This window comes from uncultured Mailhella sp., assembly GCF_947631555.1.
Taxonomy (GTDB): Bacteria; Desulfobacterota; Desulfovibrionia; order Desulfovibrionales; family Desulfovibrionaceae; genus Mailhella.
In genome coordinates this window covers 1-22,394 of record NZ_CANRLT010000006.1, presented here as the reverse complement: position 1 = coordinate 22,394, position 22,394 = coordinate 1, and the positions used below count along the sequence as shown (strand labels likewise).

The window sequence follows — 22,394 nt, the reverse complement described above, 5'->3', positions numbered from 1 at the left end:
TCTACAACCTGCGGAGAAGGAGGATCCCTATGGATATCAACAAATTGACCATGAAGGCGCAGGAGGCCGTGCAGGAAGCGCAGAATCTCGCACTCACCCGCAGCCATCAGGAAGTGGATGTCGAACACCTGGCCCATGCGCTGCTCACTCAGAAAGACGGCCTTGTTCCCGGCATCGTGGAACGCATGGGCATAAAGCCCGTGATCCTCGCTGCGGAGCTGGAACAGGCTCTGGATAAACGGCCTTCCGTTACGGGCCCCGGTGTGGATTCCTCGTCCATCCGCATCACCCAGCGGCTGGCCCGCGCACTGGCACAGTCCGAAGAGCTGGCCCGCCGCCTCAAGGATGAATACGTCAGCGTGGAGCATATCTTCGCGCAGCTTGTGGACGCCGGCGGCGCGTTCGGGGACATCTGCGCCCGGCAGAAGCTCACCCAGGAGGGCTTTTTGCGCGCCGCAGCGGAGGTGCGCGGCGGGCAGCGCGTGACTTCGGCCAACCCCGAGGAGACCTACGAGGCGCTTGCCAAATACGGTCGGGATTTGGTGGAAGCCGCGGGCAAGGGCAAGCTCGATCCCGTCATCGGGCGTGATCAGGAGATCCGCCGCAGCATCCGCATCCTGTCCCGCCGCACGAAGAACAATCCCGTGCTCATCGGCGAGGCCGGCGTGGGCAAGACGGCCATCGTGGAAGGTCTGGCCCACCGCATCGTCAACGGCGACGTGCCCGAAGGACTGAAGAACAAGCGGCTCATCGCCCTGGACATGGGCGCGCTCATCGCGGGCGCGAAGTACCGCGGTGAATTCGAGGAGCGCCTCAAGGCCGTGCTCAAGGAAGTGCAGGACTCGGACGGGCGCATCATCCTGTTCATTGATGAACTGCACACCATCGTCGGCGCGGGCAAGACCGATGGGGCCATGGATGCGGGCAACCTGCTCAAGCCCATGCTGGCCCGAGGGGAACTGCACTGCATCGGCGCCACCACCATCGACGAGTACCGCAAGTACATCGAAAAGGATCCGGCGCTGGAGCGGCGCTTCCAGCCCGTGCTGGTGGAGGAACCCGGAACCGAGGACGCCATTTCCATCCTGCGCGGACTCAAGGAGCGCTTTGAAGTCCATCACGGTGTGCGCATCAGCGATTCCGCCATCGTGGAAGCCGTGGTGCTGTCGCAGCGCTATATCCCCGACCGGCAGCTCCCCGACAAGGCCATCGACATCATCGACGAGGCCGCGGCCATGATCCGCACGGAGATTGATTCCCTGCCCTCGGAACTGGACGAGATCAACCGCAAGGTCATGCAGCTTGAGATTGAGCGCGAGGCCCTGCGCCGCGAGACCGACGAGGCCTCCCGCGAACGCCTGCAGAAGCTGGAGAACGAACTGGCTGACCTGCGCGCAACCCAGACCACCCTGCGCACACGCTGGGAACAGGAAAAGGGCGCGATCAACGGCGTCCGCCATATCAAGGCCGAAATCGAGCAGACCCGTCACGCCATTGAGGAAGCCGAAAGATCGTATGACCTCAACAAGGCTTCCGAACTGAAGTACGGCAAACTTCCCGAACTGGAAAAAGCCCTGAAGGAAACGGAGCAGAAAGCCGCAGCCGTCAGCGATGAGCAGGAAAAGCGCCTGCTGCGCGAGGAAGTCTCCCCCGACGACGTGGCCGACATCGTGGCCCGCTGGACGGGTATTCCGGTCACGCGCCTGCTCCAGTCCGAACGCGACAAGCTCCTGCTCCTGCCGCAGCGGCTGCACGAGCGCGTCATCGGTCAGGACGAGGCGGTTCAGGCCGTGTCCGATGCGGTGCTGCGCGCCCGGGCCGGGCTGTCCGATCCCCATCGTCCCCTTGGCTCCTTCATCTTCCTCGGACCGACCGGCGTGGGCAAGACCGAGCTGTGCAAGGCTCTGGCCGAAGCGCTCTTCGACACCGAAGACAACATGGTGCGGCTGGACATGAGCGAGTACATGGAAAAATTCTCCGTGTCCCGCCTCATCGGTTCGCCGCCAGGCTATGTGGGGTACGAGGAGGGCGGCCAGCTCACCGAAGCCGTGCGCCGCAAGCCTTACAGCGTGGTGCTCTTCGATGAGGTGGAGAAGGCGCATCCCGACGTGTTCAACACCTTGCTTCAGCTTCTGGACGACGGACGCCTGACGGACAGCCAGGGGCGCACCGTGGACTTCCGCAACACCATCGTCATCATGACCTCGAACATCGGTTCGCCGCTCATGCTGGAGGGCATCGACGCGAACGGAGAGTTCCGGCCCGGGGTGCGTGACCAGGTCATGGCCGAACTGCGCGGCTTCTTCCGCCCGGAATTTCTGAACCGCGTGGACGAAACCGTCATGTTCTACCCGCTGCGGGCAGATCAGGTGGGAGCCATCATCGACTTGCAGATCAAAGGACTGCGCGGGCGGCTTGAAGACCGCAAGATCAGCCTCGAGCTCTCGGACGAGGCCCGCCGCTTCATCGCGGAGAGCGCCTACGATCCCGCCTACGGGGCAAGGCCGCTCAAGCGCTGGATACAGCACAACCTGGAAACGGCTCTCGCCCGCAAGGTCATCAGCGGCGAGATTCGGGACGGCTGGCATGTGCGCGTGACGCCCGACGGTCAGGGCGGCCTGCGCTTCGAGCACAGCTGAGAAACGCCGGGCTTCCAAAGCCCGGACAACGACCGTCACAAGGGGCGGACTTCCTTCACAGGAGTCCGCCCCTTTTCATTCTTCTGAGGTGTGCCGTGCCTTTTCCAGTCTAGGCAATGCCTTCCCACCAGCGGGGAAAGTCCGGCAGTCTGTCCTGGAGCGGCACAAGAGTGCCGATGAGCGGCGTGATGACACGGAAACCGCGGTTTTCTCCAGCGGCGGTGATGCGCCGGAAGGGTTCGTACCACGGGTGATACGCCAGCGAGAATTTGCCGATATGCGCCGGAAGCAGGTGCCTCGCGCCGAGGTCGTCCGCGGCCTGCGCCGCTTCCTCAGGCGTCATATGGATAAAGCGCCAGCCTTCGTCGTACTGCCCGCAGTCCAGCAGGGCGAGGTCGATACGGCGGAAGCGTCTTCCCAGTTCGGCAAAGTGCGGAGAGTAGCCGCTGTCTCCGCTGAAGAAGATGGTGTGCGCCGGGGATTCCAGCAGAAATCCGGCCCACAGGCTCTGGTTACGGCTCAGGGCACGCCCGGAGTAGTGGCTTGCCGTGGTCACATGGATGCGCAGATGGGGACCCAGGGAAAGGGTGTCCCCCCAGTCCGCTTCCTGAATGACGCTGTCCGCAAAGCCCCAGCGGCGGAAGTGTGCGCCGGTGCCAAGCCCGCAGAGTACGCGCCTGATTTTGGGCTTGAGTCCCAGAACGGTGGGGTAGTCCAGATGATCCCAGTGGTCGTGGGAGATGAGCAGGCAGTCGATGTCCGGCATGTCACGGACGCCGCAGGGCGTGGCACCGGGAAAGGCCCGCGTGCTGAAGGACACCGGCGCGGCAAAGGGGCTGAACACCGGATCGATGAGAATGCGGTATCCGGCAAGCTGGATAAGGAAGGAGGAATGGCCGAGCCAGATCACGGCGTCCCCCGCGTCCCGCAGCGCTTTCACGCCCGTGGGATCTGACGGGACGGGACTTGCCGGAACCGGGGCGATTTTCTTTGTGACAAAGGAGCGGAGCAGGGCGGCGGGAAAGCTGCTGCCGTTGCTCAGGATCGGCCGGGGAATCAGGTTCTGAAATTCCCCGGCAGCATAGTGCGGCGAGGTCAGGATGCGCTGCAGCGCATCACCCGAGGGCAGGGCGCCGAATTTTTCCTGCCCGAGGAAGGCGTATGCACCACCCGCACCGCCTCCGCCGAGGAGCGCGGATCCCGCCAGAATTTTCAGCAAGGTGCGTCTGCGCATGGTGTCCCGAGCTTCCTGCGGGCGCTACACGCTTCTGCCAAGCCGGTACGCCTGTTCCGGGAACGGTGTGTTGTTGATCGCACCGGCAGGCCAGACGCCCGGAGCGATGACACGGCCCGCATCCGTCCAGCCCATGTAGTCCAGCAGCACTTCATAGTGGGTGAGTATGGGGAGGGCTTCCTTTTCGGAGGTGTTGGCGTAGGTCATCAGGAGAACAGCCTTCTTGGGCCGGTGCAAGTCGCCGTTCAGGGCGTAGAAGCGGTCGATGACGGCCTTGAGCTGCGTGGAGAAGCCGAAATAGTACATGGGCGTGGCGAAGACCACCAGGCCGGCGGGAACGATGTGCTCCCGGACGAAGGCGAAATCGTCCTCGAACACGCACGGCCCGTTCATCCCGCAGGAGTTGCAGGCGATGCACGGATGGACGTTCTTCAGCGCCGCGTCAAAGCGTACGACTTCATGCCCGGCTTCCTGCGCCCCCTGAATGAAGCGGGCGGCAAGAGTCCACGAATTGCCGTTCGTCCGTGGGCTGCCCGTCAGAACCAGTATCTTCATGGCGTTTTTTCCTCCTTCCGCGGCTGCCGCCGCCAGGGATGCCCGCGGTGGAGAGACGGGGAGCGCGAGGCTTCCCGCCGTGACCGCGAGTGCGGTTTTCAGAAAGCGGCGTCTGTCCATGCCGTGAACACCGGCGCCGCGGAGGGCGTTTTTTAAAGAGGTCTTCATGGCCGTCCTCACAGATTCAGCGGTATGGAAGACAGCATAACCGGAGAACAGCGAGAGGGGAAAGAGGCAGTTCCGCCATTTTTTTGCCTGATCTTCTCAGCGCGTGGGAGACGCATACCTGTGAGAACGCCGTCTCGACGGGTCAGCTCAGGAGAACTTGCAGTAGGGCCTGCTCCCTTCCTTATACTGGTCGCCGCCGCGGCAGTCGGCCACCACCGTGACGGGAAAGTCTTCGACTTCCATGGCGGCAAAGGCTTCGGTGCCGAGTTCCGGGTAGGCGAGCACCGTATATTTCCTGATACAGCGGGACAGCAGTGCACCCGCTCCGCCCGTTGCGGCGAAGTAGACGCAGACGTTTTCCCTGATGGCGCCCATGACGGCCTGAGAGCGGTTGCCCTTGCCGATCATGCCGGCGAGACCGAGCTTCAGCAGGCGCGGGGTATAGGCGTCCATGCGGCCTGAAGTCGTGGGTCCGGCAGAGCCAATGGCCTGTCCTGGTCTGGCGGGCGTGGGTCCGACGTAGTAGATAAGCTGCCCGCGCAGGTCGGCGGGAAGCGGATCGCCGCGGTCCAGGGCTTCGTCCATGCGCTTGTGCGCGGCATCGCGGGCGGCGTAGATGGTTCCCGTGATGAGCGCCGTGTCGCCGATGCGCAGTGTGCGGATGGTATCCTTGGAAAGGGGAGTGGTGAGACGGTGGAGCATGGCGCCTCCTACAGGACGATTTCCGCGTGCCTGGCGGCGTTGCAGTTGATGTTCACGGCGACGGGCAGGCTGGCGATGTGCGTGGCGCAGAACTCGATATTGACCTTGAAGGCCGTGGTCGTTCCCCCCAGTCCCTGAGGTCCTGTGCCGAGACCGTTGACCAGTTCGAGCAGTTCATCTTCCAGCTCTGCGTAGCGGGGATCGGGGTTGCGGCTGTCCACGTCGCGGGCGCAGGCGCGTTTGGCGCACAGACAGGCCGTTTCCATATTTCCGCCGATGCCCACGCCGATGACCATGGGCGGGCAGGGACTGGCTCCGGCCTGACGTACAGCTTCGAGAACGGCGTTTTTCACCCCTTCGATGCCGTCGGCGGGAACCAGCATGAACAGCCGGCCCTTGTTTTCGCTTCCCGCGCCCTTGGGGGCCAGCCGCAGGTGGATGCGGTCGCCGGGAACAAGGCGGATATGGAGGATGGCAGGGGTGTTGTCGCCGGTATTCTTTCGCTCAAAAAGAGGTTCTGCCACGGAGGACTTGCGCAGAAAGCCCCCGGTATAACCCCTGGCGATTCCGGCATTGACGGCGTCCTCGAAAAGTCCGCCGGTAATATGCACTTCCTGCCCGATGTCGGCGAAGACCACGGCAAGGCCGGTGTCCTGACAGACGGGGCAGTCCTCTTTGGCGGCGATGTCCGCATTGAGCAGAAGCTGCTTCAGGATGTCCTGCCCGGTGGGAGAGGCTTCCTGCCGTGAGCTTCTGCGCATGGCCTCAAGCAGCGGCTCCGGCAGGCGGCAGCAGGCCTGAACGGACAGTTCGGCCACGGCATCGCGGATGGTATCGAAGGAAATGTCTCGCATAGGCGCTCCTCTGCGTTTTGCGTGACAGGATACTAGGGCTTTTCTTCTGAAAAATCTACGCCTGGATCGCGGGAACAGGGGTTGGGCTTTTGAAAAACGTTTTGCACGGGCTGCGTTCTTTCAATGAGCGGCGCAGGAAAAATGCTTGTCGGGCGAATGCCCTGGACGTGGCGGCGAAATCCGGCAGCACATCCAAAGACAGACTGGCAGACCTTTGGACGCAGGGGCTTGCTTGTCGTGCGCAAGCGGCTCTTGGGAAGGGTTTTAGAATGCTCGTTATATTCCCGCGAAGGGCGAGGCTTCACGATGCGTCGAATACCCCAGCCCTGCCATACGAGTTGACAACAATACCGAATTTCGACTAATTTAAAGTCACACTTTCAATAAGTCGGAGTTTTCATGTATCTCACCAGAACACTTGAAAAAAGTATCCGAAAAGTCAGCGATTTCTTCCCGGTTCTGCTTGTGACCGGGCCGCGCCAGGTGGGCAAGACGACTCTTCTTCAGGCATGCTCGGGCGAGGAGCGGAACTACGTTTCGCTGGATACCCTGGAAACCCGCAGTCTGGCGCAGAACGATCCGGCGCTTTTTCTCCAGCGTTTCAAAACTCCGCTGCTCATCGACGAAATCCAGTACGCTCCCCAGCTCTTCCCGTACATTAAAACCATTGTGGACGAGCAGAAGCAGAGCGGCATGTACTGGCTCACAGGCTCCCAGCCGTTCCGCCTGATGAAGAACGTGTCAGAGAGCCTCGCTGGCCGCATGGGGATCCTGCCTCTCGAAGGCCTTTCGCAGTCCGAACGAGACGGCCAGCCCGGGCGCCCGCCCTTCCTTCCCGTGCCTCATGCCATCGAAACCCGTGCCGCTCATGCCCTGAAGATGGATATCCCGGCCATTTTCCATCAGATATGGAAAGGAACATACCCCAGGATGCACGGGGCTGAAGATGACCTGTGGCAGCTCTTCTACGCGTCCTATGTGCAGACGTACATTGAGCGCGATATTCGTACGCTGGGCAATGTTGGCAGCGAGCTGGACTTCTTGAAATTTATGAAAGTGCTGGCGGCCCGCACTGGCCAGCTCCTGAATTATTCCGACATCGCGCGCGACGTGGGCGTCTCCCAGCCCACGGCCAAGGCGTGGGTGTCAATGCTCCAGACTTCGGGGCTGATCTTCCTGCTCCAGCCCTATCATAATAACATCAACAGCCGTGTGATAAAAACGCCCAAGGTCTACTTCATGGATACCGGGCTGGTATGCTATCTTACCGGCTGGAATGCCCCGCAGACGCTGGAAAACTGCGCCATGAGCGGCAGCCTGCTGGAGACCTTTGTCATCTCGGAAATCGTGAAAAGCTGGTGGCACAACGGCCGGCAGCCGAATCTTTACTTTTATCGAGACAAGGACAGGCGCGAGATAGACGTTATCCTTGAAGAAAACGGCGTGCTCCATCCCATGGAAATCAAAAAGAAGAGCAACCCGAACGCTGGTGACATCAAAGCCTTTGATGCCATAGAGACTGTACTCAGGCAGAAGCGTGGGCACGGCGCAGTGCTCTGCCTCACGCAGACACATCTGCCCATCACGGCGGAAGTCGATGCCGTGCCGATTCCTTACATCTGAACTCGCTGCACACAAAAACGGCCGGCCATGAGGCGCGGGTATTCCATCCCTTTTTCAGGTTCCTTTTCTGGCGTTTTAGCTTGAGCAAATGTTAAAAAAGTTTTAAATTTTTTTCCTAGGGGCATCAATACAGGAGTTCAGTAAGCAATAATGCAGCAAAGCCTTTCAGGGCTTTGCGTTCTGCGCCTGGGAGGGGTTTGCATCCCCTCCCAGGCTGCCGCCCCAAAGATATCCCGCACTTCAGGGCGGGGTGTGGCTCTATCGGCCTGAAGGCCGAGGTCTCAAACCATAAAGGAATTTTTAATGAACATTGATACTTCAATTCCGCGAGTTCAAGCGCTTCACCTTTCTGACCAGGAGCTGTCAGGGCTTTCTAAGTTTACGTCTTATATATGGTGGCAGGATGCAGAGCGGACTATACGTCGTCCTGACTGCCTTATCGCCCAAGTCATGAACCTCGGCCGCCATAACGATGTCTGCGATTTGGAGGAGCTTCTCGGTGACGAACGGCTGCTTTACATCCTTCAGCACGCAGAGCCTGGAGAGTTCTGCAAGCGGTCATGGAATTATTGGCATTACCGTCTGACCGGCGTTGAACTTGGGGAAGTTCCTCCTATGCCTAAAAGGAATTTCCTATGATTCCGACCAACAGTTTCAGTCCTCATACTGAAATTCTCCCGGATGTGCAGAAAGAAATCTGGCCTCTTCTTGAGCCTCTCGCGAGGTCAAGCTTTGTGCTTTATGGAGGCACAGCCGTTGCCCTGCAACTAGGGCATCGGTATTCTGTCGATTTCGACTTTTTTTCTATGCACAAGTTTGAAAATCGAGAGATTTACGCAATGCTTCCGTTTCTTCGGGACGCAGTGGAAGTGGTTAAAGATATTGATCTTTATGAAAATTTGGCCCCAGAGACTTCTACACTTTCTCTGGTGACAAAGAGTGGAGTCCAGCTATCATTTTTCGGAGGACTGAATATTGGGCGGGTAGGGAGTCCGATGATTTGTACAGATACTGGCCTTCAGGTTGCCTCACTTGAAGATTTGATGGCAACAAAGATAACGGCGTTACTGTCTCGTGACACTTGGAAAGATCGTGCCGATATAGCAGCCATGATTCGAGCTGGTGTGAGTTTGGCGAGTGGAATTTCATCATCCCAGGCAATGAATGGGGTAAATTTTGATCCTACTGTTGTTACGCGAATTTTGACTAATTTTACGCCACAAATGGTTGAAGATATCGGTGAAAAAAATTGTAAGTTGTTGGCAAAAACGGCAAGTAAAATTACAAGTAAAATCTATCCTGCAAAAATTAATACATGGGAATTATCGGCTTTTTCTCATTTATAAAAGTATAAATATATTGATTTATAAGAAAAATTAAGTGATATTGAAAAATAGCTATTTCAAAAAAAAATACGTCAAGCAATAATGCAGCAAAGCCTTTCAGGGCTTTGCGTTCTGCGCCTGGGAGGGGTTTGCATCCCCTCCCAGGCTGCCGCCCCAAAGATACCACGCCCTTCAGGGCGGGGTGGGGTTCTATCGGCCTGAAGGCCGAGGTCTCAAACCACAAAGGAAGTAAGATGAGGATAAAAAAGATAAAGAAAGTATTAAGATGAGATAAGAGCATGAACAATACACAACTATCATTTTTTATTGCCAGGCTTTTGTCATCTGACATAAAATTGACAGATGTACTGTTGATGAATACATGGAATTGATATACACAAAGAAATTTTTTTGCAAGGCATTTTTGATGGCTTGTTCCTCAAAATTTCCTCAACCTGAAGTAATAATAGGACATTTGACGTTGTTTTCGCATTTTTAAGCTGGGACTCTTTTTCCTCTCGGCACATGTATTCATCAACAGTACATCTGACAGTGAAGCGTAAGGCGCATAAACACGGACGATGTCGCTTGTCTCCGGGTAAAAAAGGCTGAAACTTTCAAGGACAGCCGAAATTTTGTCCAGGGTGGGTATTGCCAAAAGGTATGGTATCAGGTATAGCTTCTCGAACACACCAACAGTCAGTCTGTTAATGCTTTTGCGTAATTTCGTGGGTGAGGAATAACGCTGTGGCCTATACGTTTTATCGCGATCCCGTGCTTGTCACGAAAACCTGGCTCCCTGACTTCAGCGAATATTCAGGTATTCTGGAGCATGCGCTGAAGAAGGGGTGGGTGACCAATCACGGGGATCTGGAGCGCTCTCTGACGGAGCGTCTCAAGGCGTATTTCGATGTGCCGGGCCTCAGCCTCTGTGCCAATGGTACGCTGGCGCTTCAGCTTGCCCTGCGCGCCTGTGATGTCCGCGGCGGGGAGGTCGTCACCACGCCCTTTACCTACGTTGCCACCTCATCGGCCATTGTGTGGGAAGGAGCAACGCCTGTCTTCGCCGACATTTCCCCAGAAACGCTCATGCCCACAGTGGAGAGCGTGGAAGCCTGCCTGACGGATAAGACTCGCGCCATCCTTTGTGTCCATGTGTTCGGCTATCCCGCTCCCGTTGAGGGGCTTCAGGAACTGGCGGCCCGCCGTGGCATCCCGCTCATCTTTGACGCGGCGCATGCCTTCGGGGTGATCTATAAAAACCGGCCGCTGCCCTCCTATGGCGATATCAGTGCGTGCAGCTTTCACGCAACCAAGGTCTTTCATACCGTTGAAGGCGGGGCGGTTCTCTGTCACAGCGAGAAACTTGCGGAAAAGATCAGTTTGCTTGGAAGCTTCGGCCATGTGGGAGAAGTCTACAAAAGCCTTGGCATTAACGCCAAGATGTCGGAATTTCATGCGGCGATGGGGCTGGCCATGCTTCCGCATGTGGAAGAACTGTGCCGTGCCAGACAGCGGGTCGCCGGCTATTACGATGCCTGCCTTCCCTTTGGCAGGATGACACACCCGCGGCTGAATCCGGACGTTGAGCAGCACAATTATGGCTATTATCCGGTACTCATGGAAAATGAGGATCAGGTGCTGCGGCTGAGAGAAAAACTGGCCGAAAAAAACATCTTCATCCGCCGTTATTTCCACCCTTCTCTGGATACGCTGGAGTATCTGCCGCACCGGAACGAGTGCCCTGTTTCCCGCAGCATCGCCGGGCGGATCTGCTGCCTGCCGCTGTCTTACGATCAACCTCTGAGTGTGGCGCAGGATATTGCGGAATCCGTGAATGATGTGCTGCTGGCCGGTACGCCGTTCATCAGGGTACGGCCTGCGGAGCCGCCGAAAGTCAGTGTCCTCACCATTACCTATAATCATGAGAACTATATTGAAGACTGCATAAAGAGCGTTGCGGCGCAGGAGTGCGATTTTCCCTTTGAGCATGTCATCGGCGATGACGCTTCTTCCGACCGCACGCGGGAAATTATCCTTGACTACGCGGCCGCCTATAAGCATATCCGCCCGCTCCTGCAAAAGGAACGTACCTACGGGCTGGGCAATGTGCGCGCGGTCTTTTCCGGCGTGACGGCTCCCTACGTCTCCCTCTGTGAGGGGGACGACTACTTCATCGATCCGCATAAGCTGCAGAAGCAGGCGGATGCTCTGGATGCCCACCCTGAAGTCGCCGTGTGCGCTCATCCGGTAGAGGTATTTTTTCAGAATACCGGAAAAAAGGAGGTCTGGCCCAATCGCGCGAAAGGCGGCTTCCGGTTCATGCAGGGGCGAAACGTCTTCACCTTGCCTGAGCTTCTGAAGCGCAATTTCATCCAGACCAATTCCGTCATGTACCGCTGGCGCTTTCCGGAAAAGCTTCCGGCATGGTTCAACGGTCATATCATGCCGCAGGACTGGTACTGGCACATTCTTCACGCCGAGACAGGCAAGATACTCTATCTTGAAGACGTCATGAGCGGCTATCGGAGACATGACGGCGGTGTGTGGGCAACGGCGTACAGCAACCCAGAATACCACCGTATCAAATGGGCCTACCCCACACTGCGCTGGATGCAGGTGTTGAACAGGCACTTTGACGGGCGGTACTGGAGCATTTTCAAGCCTCAGATGCTGGACATTTTTTCCTGCCTGGAGAGAAACGCCGCAAAGGAAAACATCCGCATGGAGTACTTCCGCGATTCTTTCCCGGAAGCGGCGGCCGCCTATGACGCGGAACAGGCAAAAACGCGTGCCCGAAAGGAAGCTGAACGCTTTGTGCGGCGCGTCTTCATTCGCAAGATTGAGAAAGCTGCCGATCGGCTTCGTGCCGCGAGGTGAGATTTTGTATTCAAGGGATGAATTGGAAAAGTTATGAAGGCAACCATTCATGGCGTAAAAATCCGCGGAGTCTGTGCGACCGTGCCGGCGCATGTCTCGTATTTCGAGGATGAGCTGAAGCACTTTCCCTTTCCGGAGAAAAGCTCGCGCCGCCTCGGCAAGGTCATGGGCTTCAGGGAACACCGCATTGCGGATCCGAAAACAACGCTCTGCGATCTGGCCTCATACACGCTGAATTACCTCTTTCACAGGGGATACCTGCGCAAGGAAGACATGCAGGCTATGATAGTAGTTTCAAGGGAAAGAGATTATCCTGTGCCGGGCAACAGCAAGGTTATTCATGGGCAGCTTGGTCTGCCGCGTGATATGCACTGCGTGGATATGTATGAAAATTGTATTGGTTTTATTTCCGGTCTGTATACCGCGTGTTCCATGATCGCCGGGGGCGGAGTCGATTCCGTGGTGCTGGCTACCACTATCACGGGAGCCTGCTATGCCAATATCAAAGACCGCAATACCTACCCGATTTGCGGTGACGCGGCAGGGGTGACGCTGATCACCCGCAGTGACGATCCGGAAGATAAGATCAGCTTCGTGTTTCATCACGATGGAAGCCGCCTGGAAGTGCTCATGACCCCCGCAGGCGGTATGCGTATGCCGCGCAGCAGCGAAACGGCAAAAATGTTTAAAGACAAGATGGGCAACTTTCGCTCTCTCAACAACAAGTACATGGACGGCACGGCGGTGTTCCAGTTCGTCATGGAAGAGGTTCCGCCGCTCATAGAAGAAATATGCGCGTACGCCGGTGTGAAGAAGGAGGATATCCGGTATCACCTTACCCATCAGCCCAACCGCTTCATGCTGGAAAAGCTGGCGGATCTGATGGGAGTTTCCCGCGATATTCTGTTCAACAATATCGTGGAAAAATTTGGAAACTCTTCGTGTGCGACCATTCCGGTGAATATTGCGTTCAATCTTGGCAAGCGTCTGCTTGCGGAAAAAATGCTGGTCTGTTTTTCCGCATTCGGAGCCGGACTCTCTCTGGGAGCGGCAGTGTGTCCCTTGGGGAACCTGGAGTTCTGTGATCTCATCGAACATCCGGGGAATGGTGTCATCGAGTATACGGACTGAGGGTACTTTGATCTGTCTTTCTTGTTTTCTGAGGAAAATATTTATGGAACGTGCTGATATTTCAACGGTTCCAGACACACTTTAACCAAAAGGGGAATTTTATGACGACACAGGAAAAACTGGCGGCGCTGGAAGACATCATGGAACTGGACGAAGGTACGCTCAAACCTGAAACCAGCCTTGACGATATCGAAGAATGGGATTCGCTTTCCGCCCTGTCCTTCGTGGTACTGCTGGGGGACGAGTTTGGCCGCAAGATCACTGGTCAGCAGATCAGAGACTCCAAAACCGTACAGGATCTGCTGGATGTGATGGAGGCTGAAAACTAATGGCATTTCTCCATTTCGACAATGTGAGAATTGCTGCGCTCGCCGGGGCACTGCCGGAACATGTCCAGAAAGTAAACATGGATCCGGCGCATCCCCGTGCCGCGTACATTGCGCAGTTCGTCAAACAGACAGGTGTCAGGCAGCGGCATATCTCCATTACACAGCAGACCGCCACGGATGTGGGCTATGCCGCTGTGGTCAAGGCTCTGGAAAGAGCCGGATGGGAAGCCGGCAGCCTTGACGGGCTTATCTTTCTGACGCAGACCCCGGATTTCAACGTGGGCACGGGCAACGCCTTCGTGATGCATAATCACCTTGGAATGTCGGAAGATGCGTTTGTTTTTGATATCACGCAGGGGTGCGCCAGCTTTCCCTATGGTCTTTCGGTGTGTGCCGCTCTTTTGCAGCAGCCGCATATCAAGCGCATCGCTATGGTCACCGGCGATGCTCACTGGCAAAAATACCGTTCTCGCGCGAAGCTGCTTGCGAGTTCATGTTTTCTGCATGGCGAAGGCTGTACCGCCTTGCTGCTCGAAAACGCGAACGATTCTCCTTTGGATATTTCCCTGCACAGCGATGGCACAGGATACCATTTTCTCTATAACCCCTGGGGCGGAGTTCGCCACGCATGGAGAAAAGTCCCAGGAATCCTTCCTACTGGCGAAATGTACAAAGGCGGCGGCAACTATATGGACGGGATGGAAATCACGTCCTTCTCTACCATACGGGTCGTGGACAGTATCAAGGATTTTCTCAAAAAGCAAAACAAAACCGTGGACGATTACGATGGCCTGGTACTCCATCAGGCCAACAAGCAGATCGTCAAAACCATGGCTAGACGCCTCAAGGCCGATATGTCCAAGGTGCCGATGACCGTTGACCGCCTGGCGAATACAGACGGAGCCTCTGCGACACTGACTATGGTGGATGCCTATGCGGGCAGCCCAAGGGAACGGCTGAATCTGCTGGTCAGCGCTTTCGGCATCGGACTCTCCTGGGGTGTGGTCAGCCTGTCCATCGAGCCTTCAGTCATCGTACCCATGGTGACTACTTCTCATCGTTTTGATGAGGATTTTCTCAAACCGCTCGAGAAGTGATCACAAGAGAGAGTGGTTATCATGCAGACATTCGACCAGAAAGTTGTTCTTGTCACGGGAGCTTCTTCCGGCATCGGCAGGGCGACCTGCCGGGAGCTGGCGGCGCGTGGTGCTTCTGTCATTTTGCTTGCCCGCAGGGAAGCGGGTATGCAGGAAACCATGTCTGCCATGCCGGAGGAGCAAGCGCTGGCTATTAAAACGGATCTTTCGGATCTTGCTTCCCTGCCTGCCATGGTGGAGCAGGCCAGAGCCTGGAAGGGGCATATTGACGGCTTTATCCATTGTGCCGGTGCGGGGGCTCGTGCCAGACTGCGCGACGTCACCACGGAGAGCATGCTCAGATGTATGCGGGTCAATGTGTTTTCCTTTGTGGAAATCGTGCGTAAACTCATGCGCTTGAAAAAGAACACGGACCTTTTGCAGGTCGTGGCTATTTCTTCGCTTGCCGCCATGGGACACGATAAACAGCTTATCGCCTATGGCGCTTCCAAAGCTGCGCTCGAGACTGCCGCAAAAATCATGGCTGTGGAGCTGGCATCCAGAAGTACCCTTGTTAATCTCATCAGACCGGCCTTTGTCAATACCCCCATGAATACAGGAGCCGATGCCACACTGGGGGATTTTACAACTCGCCTGGAAGAAAGCGGATACCAGCCGTTGGGAATCATTTCACCAGAAGAAGTGGCCCAGATGGCGGTGTATCTGGTAAGTCCCGCAGCTGTCCACATCAGCGGAGCAATTTTTCCCATCAATGGCGGCGTTCCCTGTTAGCAGGCTTTTTCCTCCAGAAAAGGCTCTTTGAGTGGAAAACAATTATCAAGTTAATGAATAATAGTAAGGTCTGCAATTGCATAACGCTTTATATACCTTTATTACAGGGGCATCTTCCGGAATGGGGGAAGCGACGGCCAAGCTGCTCAGTTCTTCCCGTAACCTTATTCTCAATGGGAGAGACGAGGCCCGCCTTGCAGCCGTAGGAGAAGCCTGCGCCAGCAAGGGCGCGGACGTTGTGCTGTTTCCCTTTGACTTGGAACAGGCCGACAAAGTGGGGGGCGCTCTGAAAACGCTTCTCAAGGAAAAAAAACTGCCGGTTGAGGCGTTTGTCCATTTTGCAGGCATGACGGAAGTGTTGCCCATCTCCAAAACAAAATATTCCGTTGGTCTGAAAGTCATGAACGTTAACTATTTTTCAGCTACGGAAATAATCAGCACCCTGCTTAAGAAAAACGTCAATGGTATAAATCTTCGTAATATTCTTTTAATTTCTAGCATTGTTATGTTAGGCGGCAAGGCTTATCAACCACATTACTGTTCAAGTAAGGGAGCTGTAGCTTCGTTGGGAAAAGCTTTGGCCTGTGAACTTGCTCCGTCTGTTCGTGTCAATGTTATTGCGCCTGGAGCTTTTAATACTCGCATGGTTAAAACTATTTTTAAGGAGAATTCAGCAAATTTACATTTTGAGCCTAAAGCTCTTTTACCGCCAAAAACTGTCGATGATATAGCCTGTGCTGCGCGCTTTTTATTGTCTGATGACGCTGCATATATTACAGGTCAGATTCTTTATGTAGATGGTGGGCGACGTTTTCCGAGTCTTTGAAGTTAAACTGTTAATGGATAAACGCTATTATCGCAGAAAGGGTGAGCATGAATCCTGTTTTATTTCATAGTAGCATGGGCGATGTGACTTCACAGCATATGGCTTCTGCTTTGCAGAAAGTTGGAGCGGGTGATTGTGACGTTCTGTATATCCATACCGATATGAATTTTGGACTCCCAGCGCTTAAAAGAAAAGAACTCTTGGCTGAGCTGCTCAACAGCATCGAATCTCTTGGTGTCAGGACACTGGTTTTTCCAACGTTTACCTTCAGTTTCTGCAATAATGAAGTTTTTGACGTGCAGAACAGTCCCACTCCCATGGGAGCGCTCAACGAATACGTTCGCAAGAGCAACAAAGGTGTCCGATCGAAAGATCCTTTACTTTCCGTCTATGTGCTTGGCGACACACTCAATCTCATCGACAATCTCAGCATATATTCTATCGGTGAAAATTCTAATTATGATCGTCTGCATACCTGTGGAAAATGTGTAAAATTTTTATTTTTTGGTGCTGATATGCGTCAATGCTTCACTTATAAGCATTATATGGAAGCAGTTATGGAAGTTCCTTATCGGTATAATCGTGAATTTTATGGTACTATTATTGATAATGGAATAGAATATAAAAATAAGAAAGCTATTCTATACAGTAGATATTTAAATTGTGAATTAAATCCAGTGCCTGTTTTTTATGATGAAATGAATAAAAAAAATATGTTAGCAGTTGAAAATATCGGAAACAGTAAACTATACTGCTTTTATGAAAAAGACGCTTATAAAATTATATATGATTTGTTAAAAAATAATCCATGTACATTTATTAATGGGGAGTTTGATGAAAGTAAAAAAGATATGAGATATAATATTAATCATGAACGGATCGTGTCTGTTAAGTGATATGTAGAAAATTTCGGATAGAGATGATCATGATTACCTTCCATTTCTCTCTGCCTTCTCAAATTCTGCATCGTCCTGTGCCGATCACCGGAGCGCTCCCGTATGGTCTGATGGCGAACTTCAATGCTCTCCCGGCTGTGTGGGGGCTTCACTGCGCCATGGAAGATGGCGAGTTCTTTTTTCATAAGCTGAATATGGGAAACCTCGTTGACCAGTACGGGTTTGCCTTTATCGCGCCCAGTCTGGGCAACGGCTATTTTATCAACAGCCCTTACGAGAAACAGGCGGACTTCCTCCAGTTGGAGCTGATGCCTGTCCTGCAGGCCATGCTGCCGCTTTCCCGGCTCAGGGAAGACAACAGGCTTCTGGGTATTTCCATGGGGGCTTTCGGCGCGGCGCACTGGGCGCTGTCCCGCCCCGAAGCCTTTGGCGCCGTGGCCGCTATTTCCGGGGTCTTTGACGCTTCCGTTTCTCCGGATGAGCGGGCACGGAAAAATCGTGAACAGCGTCCGCTCGTCAAGCTGTTTTCCGACAAGATTATGCCGCTGCTCATGCGAGACCAGGATGGCGGCATTTTGCCTGACGCCGACATTCGTCCCCTCTATGCCAGAGCTGCCGAAGCGGCTGCTCCCCGCTTTGCGCTGTGGTATGGCGCTGAAGATTATCTGAGCCTTCCCCAGAGCACACGTTTCGCACAGAGCTGCCGGGAATACGGCATAGAGGTGACGGAACACACCGTCCCCGGCGGGCATAATATTGCCTTCTGGCAGAACGCCGTTGCCGAGGCAGCGGCGTGGTTAATGAACAAAGAAAATTCCCTGTAAGCAGCGGGAAAAGGAAAATTTGCTGCCATGTACCATACTCAGTTGACGCAATTTCTGGATGACACGGCTGCGGCGTATCCCGAACGCCTTGCCGTTATCGATGGTGAAATCCGGCTTTCCTTCAGCCAGTTGAAGATGCGGGCGTTAAAGCTTGCCGCTCTCGTGGCCGAACGGCTGGGAGAGGAAACCAAGCACGTGGTGGCAGTGTTTACGCCCAAGGGGGCTGATTCCATCACTGGGGATGCGGCTGTCGTCTATAGCGGTAACGCATTTATTAACCTTGACGTCAAACATCCTGAACAGCGTTTTCGAAATATTTTTGAGAACATACGGCCGGATCTGCTGATAACGCGCCGGGATGTTGCCGGCCGTATTCTTGCCGTGGCCAGCAAGATCCCTGTCATTTATGTGGAAGATGCCGATGCCCTGCCTGAACCTGCCGCTGACCGCGTGCAGGAACTGCTGGAACGCCGCGACGCTTGTCTCGATACCGATCTGCTTTGCGTCATCAATACGTCAGGCTCTACCGGTACGCCCAAGGGGGTGGCCTGCACCCATCGCGGTTTTATCGATCTGGTGGAAAATGAAGTCCGCGCCGGGCTGCTGACTGATACGCATGAAATTGTTGCCAGCCTTGCGCCGTGCGTCTTTGACCGGCATATCTTTGAAGTCTGCTTTATGATGATGCGCGCAGCGACGCTTTTAATCGTGCCGGAGAGCTTCGCCGCGTTTCCTGTCCGGATGCTGGAACTTCTGGTTCGCCATAAGGCTACCTATCTTTTCTGGACGCCTACCATCATGGTGAATATCGCCAATATGGATCTCCTTGCCCATTTTTCGCTGCCTGAGCTGCGCAAGGTGTGGTTTGCCGGCGAAGTCCTTCCTACGGCTAAGCTCAATTATTGGCGCAGGCATCTGCCATATGCTACATTTGTCAATCTTTATGGGCCGACTGAAATTTCTGATCTTTGTATGTATTATGTCATAGATCGCGAATTGCAGGATGACGAACCCATTCCTATTGGTAAGGCTCTTCCCAATACGGAAATTCTTCTGCTCAATGAAGACGGGCAGCAGGTCGCTCCCGGCGAAGAAGGCGAGATTTGTGTCCGTGGCATTTGCCTTGCCATGGGATATTACAACAACCCGGAAAAGACCGCGGAGTTTTTTGTGCAGAATCCCTTGAACAGCGCCTATCCTGAACGGATATACAGAACAGGCGATATGGGGATGATGAATGAGCGTGGTGAAATCATGTTCAAGGGCCGCCGGGACACGCTGATCAAGCATATGGGCTACCGTATCGAGCTGGGCGAAATAGAGAATGTGATTGTGGGCAGGCTGGAGACGGTAAAGAACTGCTGCGCTGTCTATAATTACGCGGAAAAAAAGATCACCCTGTTCTATGAGGCGCCGGAAGCCCTCGATGAACGCGAACTGCGTACGCAGATAGGCGCGGTGCTTCCACGGTACATGGTTCCCGCCGTCTATGTGCATCTGACGGAGATGCCGCGCAACAACAATGGCAAGATTGACCGTCTGCGTCTGAAGCGGCAGGTGGAAGGGCGGATAGAGTCCGCCGGAAAGAACCCAGGTTCAGGTGTGATATGAAAGATCTCTACATCGTGGGGGCTGGTGGCTGCGGCAGGGAAGTGCTGTCTCAGATTCTTGATATGCAGGCGGCGCAGGGGCCGAGGTGGAACATCAAGGGCTTTCTGGACGATACGGAAGATCCCCTGAAGGGGAAGGCCTGTGACTATCCTGTGGTTGGCACCATCAGGGATTATATGCCCGCCCCCAATGATGTCCTGCTCATGTGCATCGCCTCGCCGCAGGCCAAGCAGAAGCTCGTCCCCATGCTCAAGGCCCGCGGCGCGGTGTTCGACAGCTTCATTTCCCCTTGGAGTTTCCTGGGGCGGCATAATCATATTGGTGAAGGCGCCATTGTGTATGGCGGCTTTTCCATGTCGGTCAATTGCACGATTGGGAATTTTGCAACACTTCTTTACTGCACCTTTGGCCATGATGTCGAGATAGGTGATTACTGTACTGTTTCCAGCAGCTGCGGTTTGCTGGGCTATGTGAAGGCCGGCAAGGGCGTCTATATGGGGGACGGCGTCCGTGTGGCCCCGCATGTGGAAATCGGTGACGGCGCCTACCTTTGCATGGGGTCGGTCGTCCTGAAAAATGTTGGCGCCGGGGCAAAGGTTCTCGGCAATCCCGCGCGGGAAATCGGCTGAACGTTTTATTGATTTTTGTAAAGGGAGGGAATCATGATGGAAGAAAAGGTGCTTGCCATGCTCAAGGAGCTTCAGCCCACCTTCGGCTTTGAAGAGGGCGTTGACTTCATCGAAGCCGGATATCTGGACAGCTTCGATGTCGTCCAGCTGGTGGCGGAGCTGGAATCACAGTTCGGTGTGCTGATTTCGGCGCTGGAAATCCTGCCGGAAAACTTCGCCTCGGTAAAAGCCATCTGCGCCCTTGTGGAGCGCAGCCCGAAGCGTGGCTGAAGCTGAGGCAGAATGCCGGATACCTTTTGAACATTCCTGCGGGAACAATAAACACGGAGATCGAGACTTGAACATTCTTCTGATCGGCAGGGGAAGCGTCCTTGCGGCCTGCGCTGAGGTACTGCGGACAAAGGGTGTCGCATTCTCCGTGATCGAGCCAGCGGAACAAGAGCTGACCACTGCTTTTGCAGGGTCACGGCTGTCGGCTCCTGGTGTCACGGTGCACACGCGGTGTGCCGCAGAAACTCTGGAATACATCAGAACCGCTCCCAGGCCGCTTCTGATTTTCAGCATTGTGAACAGCGTTCTCTTTCCGCCTGAAATCACTGAGTGTGAAGATATTACCATCATTAATTACCATAACTCTCTCTTGCCCGGACACCGTGGCAGGCATTGCGAGGCCTGGCAGATTTTCCATCAGGAAGCGTTCGCCGGGGTGACATGGCACTATGTGGATTCCGGAGTGGACACGGGAGCGGTCATCCGGCAATCCGCCATCCCGCTTTCCCCGGAGATGACGTCGATCCGCCTGCTGGCAAGGCAGGGGCGTGAGGCCGTGCGCCTGTTCCGCGAGATGCTGCCAGACGTGCTTCGTGCGGCTGAGCGCGGAGAAAAGGCGGCGTGCGCCGCCGGCAGCGGTTCTCTCTCTCTCTCTCTCTCTCTCTCTCTCTCTCTCTCTCTCAAAGACAGGTCCAGGCCCCATGCATTATTCATGGGAAAAGCCCAACGGCGGCGTCCTCAATCCGGCATGGCCGGCGGACAAGGTCTGGGCCTTCCTGCACGCCATGGATTACGGCTGCCTGCACACGCTGGGCGCCCCTGTCCTCGACTGGGAGGGCGTGCGCTATACCTGGCAGCGCTATGCCGGAGAAGGGGAACTTCGCGGCCTTGCGGGGGCGGGAACATGTCTGACCGGCTCCGTCATGACCCTTGTCTATCCCGCGGGGCGCATCGTTCTGCAGGGATGCAGTCCGCAGAAACAGGAGCCTGCGGGCGCGGGCTAGCCTTTGCCACGGCGCGGGCACGCCGCGCTTCCAGTTTTTTTCCGACAACACGCTTTTTGCGCGAAAGAGCGCCGGTTTTTCCGGTGCTCTTTTTTCGTGCCTGTGTTTGCCGCGGTCATGAAAAACCTGAACGGAAAGGATGTACGGTAGCAATAATGCGGCAAAGCCCTTCAGGGCTGGGTGGGGTTCTATCGGCCTGAAGGCCGAGGTCTCAAACCATAAAGGAAGTAAGATGACAAGACATGAGTCTCTTCGGGCGGAACTTTCACGCATTGCCGCCTTCGGTGTGGAACTGAGAAGCGTGGAGGAGCAGGATCTGCCCATGCTGTGCCATTGGCGCAACAAGCCGGAAATACTCCCGTTCATGGGTGACGTGAGGCCGGTGACGCCGCAGGTGATGCGCTTCTGGCTCGGCAGGGTGCAAAGCGGCGATACCGTCTGGCCCTATATCGGCTGCTGGGACGGAACGCCTGTTGGCTATATAGAAATTAAAGACATTGACTGGAGCAACAGCAGTTGTACATCCGGCATATTTCTTTCAGGCAAGGAGAATTTCAGTACCGGCGTCAGTTTTTGTCTTGTCCTTTGTCGAGAAATTGTCCTGGCCAGACTGGGACTGAAACTGCTTATAAGTAAAATTCGCCCGAACAATGTCAGAAGTATCAGATTCTGCACAGCCTACGGAGCCGAATATGTGCGGACTGATGGGGAATTTCTTGTGTACCACTATGAATTTTCCAGGCGCCGCCAGAAGCTGAAGACCATTGCCGCAGCCTTGGGTATGAAGGACGAATTTGCCAGGCATTTTGAAGAAGGGCAGACATAGTGTGTTTTTCACTTTTATGAAAGCCGCCTCCTGGGGAAGTTTTCCCGGGAACGGTCTATAACCTCACAGGATGACCTCACATGATGACGGAGCGTTCCACCTTGAAGACATCCGTTCCCTTTTGCGAGAGTATCACTTTAATAATGATAAAAGTTCTTCGATCTTGCCGTTAACGCGAAATCGCTGAAACAACGCCAGAG

General features: G+C 55.1%; 22 protein-coding genes and 1 pseudogene. 18 read left to right on the top strand and 5 right to left on the bottom strand.

Going from position 1 to position 22,394, the window contains the following annotated elements:
• Positions 1–29 precede the first annotated feature (29 nt).
• Positions 30–2,639, top strand: coding sequence for an ATP-dependent chaperone ClpB (gene clpB / locus Q0Z94_RS01720; protein ID WP_298067043.1), 2,610 nt, complete (start codon positions 30–32; stop codon positions 2,637–2,639).
• Between the two features lie 109 nt (positions 2,640–2,748).
• On the opposite strand, the gene Q0Z94_RS01715 is transcribed toward clpB, so the two are convergent.
• The 4 genes from Q0Z94_RS01715 to Q0Z94_RS01700 form a co-directional block, all read right to left on the bottom strand.
• Entirely contained in the window at positions 2,749–3,873 is a 1,125-nt protein-coding gene (locus tag Q0Z94_RS01715; protein ID WP_298067041.1) for an MBL fold metallo-hydrolase, read from the bottom strand.
• A 24-nt stretch (positions 3,874–3,897) separates the two neighbouring features.
• Positions 3,898–4,596: a flavodoxin family protein gene (locus Q0Z94_RS01710; RefSeq protein WP_298067036.1), complete on the bottom strand. Its 699-nt coding sequence runs from the start codon at positions 4,594–4,596 to the stop codon at positions 3,898–3,900.
• A gap of 147 nt (positions 4,597–4,743) precedes the next feature.
• On the bottom strand, positions 4,744–5,298 hold the full coding sequence (locus tag Q0Z94_RS01705) for a Fe-S-containing hydro-lyase (protein ID WP_298067034.1): 555 nt from the start codon (positions 5,296–5,298) through the stop codon (positions 4,744–4,746).
• 8 nt (positions 5,299–5,306) lie between these two features.
• On the bottom strand, positions 5,307–6,152 hold the full coding sequence (locus tag Q0Z94_RS01700) for a fumarate hydratase (protein ID WP_298067033.1): 846 nt from the start codon (positions 6,150–6,152) through the stop codon (positions 5,307–5,309).
• A gap of 399 nt (positions 6,153–6,551) precedes the next feature.
• Here Q0Z94_RS01700 and Q0Z94_RS01695 point away from each other — a divergent pair, with 399 nt between their 5' ends.
• The 15 genes and pseudogenes from Q0Z94_RS01695 to Q0Z94_RS11820 form a co-directional block, all read left to right on the top strand.
• Positions 6,552–7,775: an ATP-binding protein gene (locus Q0Z94_RS01695; protein ID WP_298067031.1), complete on the top strand. Its 1,224-nt coding sequence runs from the start codon at positions 6,552–6,554 to the stop codon at positions 7,773–7,775.
• Between the two features lie 303 nt (positions 7,776–8,078).
• Positions 8,079–8,414 carry a hypothetical protein gene (locus Q0Z94_RS01690; protein ID WP_298067029.1) on the top strand — a complete coding sequence of 112 codons (336 nt, stop codon included), beginning with the start codon at positions 8,079–8,081 and terminating at the stop codon, positions 8,412–8,414.
• Positions 8,411–9,121 (top strand): nucleotidyl transferase AbiEii/AbiGii toxin family protein, encoded by a 711-nt coding sequence (locus tag Q0Z94_RS01685; RefSeq protein ID WP_298067026.1) that lies wholly within the window; start codon positions 8,411–8,413, stop codon positions 9,119–9,121. The genes Q0Z94_RS01690 and Q0Z94_RS01685 overlap by 4 nt, the downstream gene beginning before the upstream one ends.
• Positions 9,122–9,847: 726 nt before the next feature.
• A complete protein-coding gene (locus Q0Z94_RS01680) occupies positions 9,848–11,980 on the top strand; it encodes a DegT/DnrJ/EryC1/StrS family aminotransferase (RefSeq protein WP_298067023.1) in 2,133 nt (710 codons plus the stop codon).
• A 33-nt stretch (positions 11,981–12,013) separates the two neighbouring features.
• Positions 12,014–13,111 carry a 3-oxoacyl-[acyl-carrier-protein] synthase III C-terminal domain-containing protein gene (locus Q0Z94_RS01675; protein ID WP_298067020.1) on the top strand — a complete coding sequence of 366 codons (1,098 nt, stop codon included), beginning with the start codon at positions 12,014–12,016 and terminating at the stop codon, positions 13,109–13,111.
• Between the two features lie 101 nt (positions 13,112–13,212).
• Complete coding sequence (locus Q0Z94_RS01670; RefSeq protein WP_298067019.1) at positions 13,213–13,440, top strand: phosphopantetheine-binding protein; 228 nt, start codon at positions 13,213–13,215, stop codon at positions 13,438–13,440.
• Positions 13,440–14,537 (top strand): ketoacyl-ACP synthase III, encoded by a 1,098-nt coding sequence (locus Q0Z94_RS01665; protein WP_298067016.1) that lies wholly within the window; start codon positions 13,440–13,442, stop codon positions 14,535–14,537. Before Q0Z94_RS01670 ends, Q0Z94_RS01665 begins: the two co-directional genes overlap by 1 nt.
• A gap of 21 nt (positions 14,538–14,558) precedes the next feature.
• The gene (locus Q0Z94_RS01660; protein ID WP_298067015.1) at positions 14,559–15,308 is read left to right on the top strand and encodes an SDR family oxidoreductase; all 750 of its coding nucleotides are present in this window, start codon (positions 14,559–14,561) and stop codon (positions 15,306–15,308) included.
• A gap of 76 nt (positions 15,309–15,384) precedes the next feature.
• Positions 15,385–16,134 (top strand): SDR family oxidoreductase, encoded by a 750-nt coding sequence (locus Q0Z94_RS01655; protein ID WP_298067014.1) that lies wholly within the window; start codon positions 15,385–15,387, stop codon positions 16,132–16,134.
• A gap of 47 nt (positions 16,135–16,181) precedes the next feature.
• Entirely contained in the window at positions 16,182–17,030 is an 849-nt protein-coding gene (locus tag Q0Z94_RS01650; protein WP_298067013.1) for an AAC(3) family N-acetyltransferase, read from the top strand.
• Positions 17,031–17,059: 29 nt separating this feature from the next.
• Positions 17,060–17,854, top strand: a complete 795-nt coding sequence (locus tag Q0Z94_RS01645) for an alpha/beta hydrolase-fold protein (protein ID WP_298067012.1) — start codon at positions 17,060–17,062, stop codon at positions 17,852–17,854.
• A 27-nt stretch (positions 17,855–17,881) separates the two neighbouring features.
• On the top strand, positions 17,882–19,465 hold the full coding sequence (locus tag Q0Z94_RS01640) for an amino acid adenylation domain-containing protein (protein ID WP_298067010.1): 1,584 nt from the start codon (positions 17,882–17,884) through the stop codon (positions 19,463–19,465).
• Complete coding sequence (locus Q0Z94_RS01635) at positions 19,462–20,094, top strand: hypothetical protein (RefSeq protein ID WP_298067008.1); 633 nt, start codon at positions 19,462–19,464, stop codon at positions 20,092–20,094. Before Q0Z94_RS01640 ends, Q0Z94_RS01635 begins: the two co-directional genes overlap by 4 nt.
• A 33-nt stretch (positions 20,095–20,127) precedes the next feature.
• The gene (locus tag Q0Z94_RS01630; protein ID WP_298067005.1) at positions 20,128–20,364 is read left to right on the top strand and encodes an acyl carrier protein; all 237 of its coding nucleotides are present in this window, start codon (positions 20,128–20,130) and stop codon (positions 20,362–20,364) included.
• Positions 20,357–20,857, top strand: a pseudogene (locus tag Q0Z94_RS11820) (formyltransferase family protein); the annotation flags it as partial. The gene Q0Z94_RS01630 and the pseudogene Q0Z94_RS11820, both read left to right, overlap by 8 nt.
• On the opposite strand, the gene Q0Z94_RS01625 reads toward Q0Z94_RS11820, so the two are convergent.
• Complete coding sequence (locus Q0Z94_RS01625) at positions 20,812–21,078, bottom strand: hypothetical protein (RefSeq protein WP_298067003.1); 267 nt, start codon at positions 21,076–21,078, stop codon at positions 20,812–20,814. The pseudogene Q0Z94_RS11820 and the gene Q0Z94_RS01625 sit on opposite strands and share 46 nt — an antisense overlap.
• On the opposite strand from Q0Z94_RS01625, the gene Q0Z94_RS01620 reads away from it, so the two are divergent.
• Complete coding sequence (locus tag Q0Z94_RS01620; protein WP_298067001.1) at positions 21,066–21,368, top strand: hypothetical protein; 303 nt, start codon at positions 21,066–21,068, stop codon at positions 21,366–21,368. The genes Q0Z94_RS01625 and Q0Z94_RS01620 overlap by 13 nt on opposite strands.
• 232 nt (positions 21,369–21,600) lie before the next feature.
• Positions 21,601–22,194 (top strand): GNAT family N-acetyltransferase, encoded by a 594-nt coding sequence (locus tag Q0Z94_RS01615; RefSeq protein WP_298066999.1) that lies wholly within the window; start codon positions 21,601–21,603, stop codon positions 22,192–22,194.
• The last annotated feature ends 200 nt before the right edge of the window (positions 22,195–22,394 follow it).